The organism is Aneurinibacillus terranovensis DSM 18919, from assembly GCF_000430625.1.
Classification (GTDB): Bacteria; Bacillota; Bacilli; order Aneurinibacillales; family Aneurinibacillaceae; genus Aneurinibacillus_B; species Aneurinibacillus_B terranovensis.
In genome coordinates this window covers 1-4,541 of record NZ_AUMJ01000098.1, presented here as the reverse complement: position 1 = coordinate 4,541, position 4,541 = coordinate 1, and the positions used below count along the sequence as shown (strand labels likewise).

4 protein-coding genes and 1 pseudogene are annotated in these 4,541 nt (G+C 43.3%); 3 read left to right on the top strand and 2 right to left on the bottom strand.

Annotated features, from left to right (window positions below):
* The first annotated feature begins 613 nt into the window (after positions 1–613).
* Positions 614–1,630 carry a catabolite control protein A gene (ccpA, locus tag H525_RS0115090; protein WP_027416874.1) on the top strand — a complete coding sequence of 339 codons (1,017 nt, stop codon included), beginning with the start codon at positions 614–616 and terminating at the stop codon, positions 1,628–1,630.
* Between the two features lie 41 nt (positions 1,631–1,671).
* Positions 1,672–2,364 carry a 5'-methylthioadenosine/adenosylhomocysteine nucleosidase gene (locus H525_RS0115085; RefSeq protein ID WP_027416873.1) on the top strand — a complete coding sequence of 231 codons (693 nt, stop codon included), beginning with the start codon at positions 1,672–1,674 and terminating at the stop codon, positions 2,362–2,364.
* 199 nt (positions 2,365–2,563) lie between these two features.
* On the opposite strand, the pseudogene H525_RS24295 reads toward H525_RS0115085, so the two are convergent.
* Both H525_RS24295 and H525_RS29630 read right to left on the bottom strand, forming a co-directional pair.
* Positions 2,564–3,684: pseudogene (locus H525_RS24295) on the bottom strand (aldehyde dehydrogenase family protein); the annotation flags it as partial.
* Positions 3,685–3,710: 26 nt separating this feature from the next.
* Positions 3,711–3,854 (bottom strand): sigma 54-interacting transcriptional regulator, encoded by a 144-nt coding sequence (locus H525_RS29630; protein WP_155837330.1) that lies wholly within the window; start codon positions 3,852–3,854, stop codon positions 3,711–3,713.
* 419 nt (positions 3,855–4,273) lie between these two features.
* On the opposite strand from H525_RS29630, the gene H525_RS0115070 reads away from it, so the two are divergent.
* Positions 4,274–4,541 (top strand): transposase (locus H525_RS0115070; RefSeq protein ID WP_027416872.1); only part of this gene is annotated, 268 nt, incomplete at its 3' end.

Below are 4,541 nucleotides of genomic sequence, written 5' to 3'. Positions count from 1 at the left end.
ACAAAAGTAAAAAGGCTCATCGCTTTAGGAGTCCCTAAAGGAAAAGCCTATGAATGGGGAAATTCCCGTAAGGGATACTGGCGTATCTCCAAAAGTCCTGTATTACATAGAACGTTGGATAAACGATTCTTCGAATCGTGTCAACTGAAAAGCCTGGCAGAACGATATCACTCTTTACGGAGTACTTAATGAACCGCCGTATACCGGAACGGTACGTACGGTGGTGTGAGAGGACGAGGGTTCACCGCCCTCTCCTACTCGATTGGTGTAGACATTAGTATAGACTTTTTATACTCATAAATGTAACTAAGGCACGGTCGGCGCGCCTGCAGCTTACCTCTGGTCAAGTTTTCTTTGCATGTGGGAAAATAGAGGAGCCGGTTTTTGTATAAAGGTAATTTTGTCCGTGAATTCTAAAATAAACTTTCATTTTGGAAAGAGAAACGGCTGAGAAAAAGCGGTGATCCAATATAGGCATAACTCTGCTTTATTTGATTTTTTTTTTATAGAATAGCTGAAAACGATTGCACCTAGTCGAAAAGTGTCGTATGATAAAAAAAAATTATGAAAAACAGTGAAAACCAAAATATGTAAAATACAAGGAGGCTATCCCATGCCTATTACAATTTATGATGTAGCGCGTGAAGCCGGAGTATCAATGGCGACCGTTTCCCGGGTGGTGAATGGAAACCCAAACGTAAAGCCGACAACCCGCAAAAAAGTATTGGCTGCGATTGAACAGTTAGGCTATCGTCCGAATGCAGTAGCGCGCGGCCTGGCAAGTAAACGAACGACCACGGTCGGGGTTATTATTCCAGACATTTCCAGCGCATTTTTCGCGGAGTTAGCCCGTGGAATTGATGACATTGCGAGCATGTACAAATACAATATTATTTTAAGCGATTCCGACCAGCGCCTTGAGCGTGAACTTCATTTGACCAATACATTGCTTGAAAAACAGGTGGATGGAATTATTTTTATGGGCCGGGAAATCACAGAAAACCACATGGAGGTTTTTACAACGGCAGCGGTACCGATCGTTCTGGCCGGTACAAAGGATCCGACGGGTCAATTGCCATCCGTTGACATCAGCCATTTTGAAGCGGGATACGATGCGACCAAATTCCTTATCAATGCCGGACATACACGAATTGCAATGGTAACCGGGCCGCTTGGCGATCCGCTGGCCGGAATGCGCCGTTTTGAAGGATATAAAAAAGCGCTCGATGAAGCCGGTCTCTCGATGAAGGATAGTTATGTTTACAACGGAAACCTTCGCTACGAATCCGGTATTAAAGCCGTGAAGCAATTCCTCTCCCTCGTAGAACGCCCGACAGCGATTTTTGCGGCGAGTGATGAAATGGCCGTTGGCGTCATTCATGGCATACAGGATAGCGGGCTGCGTGTGCCTGATGACATGGAGGTAGTCGGATTCGACAATATTCGTCTTGCTGAAATGGTGCGGCCGCGCCTCACCACCGTTGTACAGCCCATGTATGATATCGGTGCGGTGGCTATGCGTCTTCTTACCAAGTATATGAACAATGAAAAAGTAGAGAACCATATTGTTATTCTTCCGCACCGTATCGAGGAAAGGGAATCGACGAAGAAAATCGAGACCACGATATAGCATATGCACGATGATACGAAGGAATGAAGGAGAGGTCAGGATTGAAAATTGGCATTATAGGTGCAATGGATGAGGAGATTCTCTTGTATAAGCAGGGGATGGAGATAGAACGGGAAGTTAAAAAAGCAGGGATTGTTTACTATGAAGGGCAGTGGGAGGGCAAGCCTGTTGTTCTTTGTAAATCCGGGGTGGGCAAGGTGAATGCCAGCGTATGTACCCAGATTCTGATTGATACTTTTAACGTTGAGCAGGTGATTTTTACCGGGGTGGCGGGTGCCCTTACTCCTGAACTTGAAATTGGAGATGTTGTTGTTTCGACTGATTGCCAGCATCATGATATGGACGTAACCCCCCTGGGATTTGCCAAAGGAACCATTCCATTTGCCGATAAATCAATTTTTTCCGCTGATGCGGCACTCGTTCAAATCGCTGTAAAGGCGAGCGAGCAGGTAGGGGGCGCCAATACGATTACTGGCCGGGTACTGTCTGGTGACCAGTTTGTAGCGGATAGGCAGCAGGTTAGGCATCTTTACGAGGAAATGAATGGTGCCTGCACGGAAATGGAAGGAGCGGCAGTCGCGCAGGTGTGCGATATGAACGATGTTCCATTTGTTGTTATTCGTTCGATGTCTGACAAAGCGGATGGTTCGGCCCATGTTAATTTTGCAGAGTTTACCCAGCTCGCATCCAACCGCTCGTTTGAAATTGTAAAGCATATGATCGCCCAACTGTAAAAGAATGAGGATCGAAGATATCGTGAGGCAAAGGAAATTCACTAGTACCTTTGCCTCGGTTAAGAATGTACTGCTGTTTGAGCCAGGCGAACGCTGGAACTATGGCATCAACATCGACTGGGCTGGCAAAGTTGTCGAAGCCTGATCCATAAATATGTTTAGAGCCTGTTTTGATCAATCTTTTTTTCAAAAACGGAACGCCTCCGGTTAATGCTTTTGCACCCTCCTCTTTTCCCTTTTTTAAATATCCTCTGACTGTTTCGTATTGTTTGGCGGAAACCAGTGCACCGACCTGCGTTTCCTCATCCAGTCCAGGTCCAACTTTTAACTTAGATGCCTCACTGGCCATATCTGAAAGGAAATTATCATAAATTTTTTTATGAACGAACAGACGAGAACCCGCACTGCAAATTTGACCCTGATTGAAAAAGATACTATGAAGTGCACCCGGTATTGCTTTGCTAAAATCGGCATCCGGGAAAATAATATTTGGTGATTTTCCACCTAACTCCAAGGTTACGCGCTTTACGTTGTGAGAAGCATCTCGCATAATGATCTTTCCAACCTCGGTTGACCCGGTAAAAGCAATTTTGCGAATTCTCGGATGTTTTGTCATTGCTGTACCTGCAATATGTCCATAACCCGATATAATATTGACAACACCTTCCGGAAACTCTGCTTCCTGAATTAACTCAGCAAGGTACAGGGCGGACAGAGGAGTATCTTCAGCACTTTTTAAGACAACAACGTTACCTGTAGCAAGCGCAGCTCCTAGTTTCCATGAAGCCATGAGTAAAGGAAAATTCATGGAATAATTTGTCCACAAACTCCAATAGGTTCGCGACGTGTATAGGTAAAAATGTTTGGATGTAACGAATTATTGACCACTTCTCCACTAAATTTGTTAACCCATCCCGCATAATAACGGAAATGATCGATGACTAAGGGTACATCCGCATTTCTTGTTTCCCTAATCGGTTTACCATTATCGAGTGTTTCTAATTGTGCTATAGGTTCAAGATTTTCTTCAATTAAATAGGCTAACTTCCAAATCAAACGACTTCTTTCACTGGCGGACATTTTTGACCAAGGACCATGAAATGCTTTTTCTGCCGCCTCTACAGCTCGATCAATGTCTTTTTCATCTGCTTCATATACTTCGCAAAGACCATCACCAGCATCACCAGTAGCCGGATTCACGCTTTTGAATGTTTTACCGGAAATTGACTCGACAAATTGACCACCAATGAAAAGTTTGCGCGGGCCCTTTTTTAAAAAGTCTTGTACCTTTGGATGGATCTTCTCAGTGGTATTACTCAAAACATTCCGCTCCTTTCACGGATTTTTTACGGCTTCTTTATGTTTGAATAAACGGTTATAAACATTCTTAACGGACCGTTCTCATAGTTATTTCGTACTTTTTCGTACCCAAATAACTCACTTTCTAATAAACGTTTGGGAAAAGCACTGCAGTTTTGAAACTGTAGAATTTTTCTCTATTGTTCCATATTGGTACATCTGTTCCATAACGGAACATGATGTTGTTCCATTGTAGAACAATGTACATTTTTATCACAATAAATCGAATTATTTTGTAAGTGATTTCATAGGATTTTATTATTGGCATTGATTTTGCATTAAATTTAAAATTGGAGCGATTACATTACATTCATTTGAGGGAGATGAACATATGAAAGCAGCCGTTGTCAACAACGTTTGCTCTTTCATTTAGAGAGCCATTATCTCACCTTAAGGAGGTTATAATATGGAACAAACATTACCAATCAGCATTCGTTTACAAAAATTTTTAAGGGGAACAAAAAAACTTTTGATTAATGGAGAATGGGTGGAATACAATGAACCCATAAGGTGAGACACAAGGAGGCGATAAATAAGTTATACTGAGGACATGGAGAAACGAAATCGATATACGGCAGAATTTAAGACGAAGGTCGTACTGGAAGTGCTGAGGGAAGAGCAGACGGTGAATGAAATTGCCGGGAAGTATGAAATCAGTCCGGTGATGTTGAGCCGGTGGAAAGGAGAATTTTTGGAGCGAGCCTCCATGGTGTTCGGACGGGAAAGCAAGGCAGCTGAAAAGATGAAAAGGAGCTATGAGGAGAAGCAGGAACAATTGGAGAAGCTGGTCGGCCAACTGACGCTGGAAGTCAATTGGC

Coding starts and splice junctions, on each gene's coding strand:
- ccpA (WP_027416874.1), top strand. CDS start 614: ATGCCTATTACAATTTATGATGTAGCGCGTGAAGCCGGAGTATCAATG.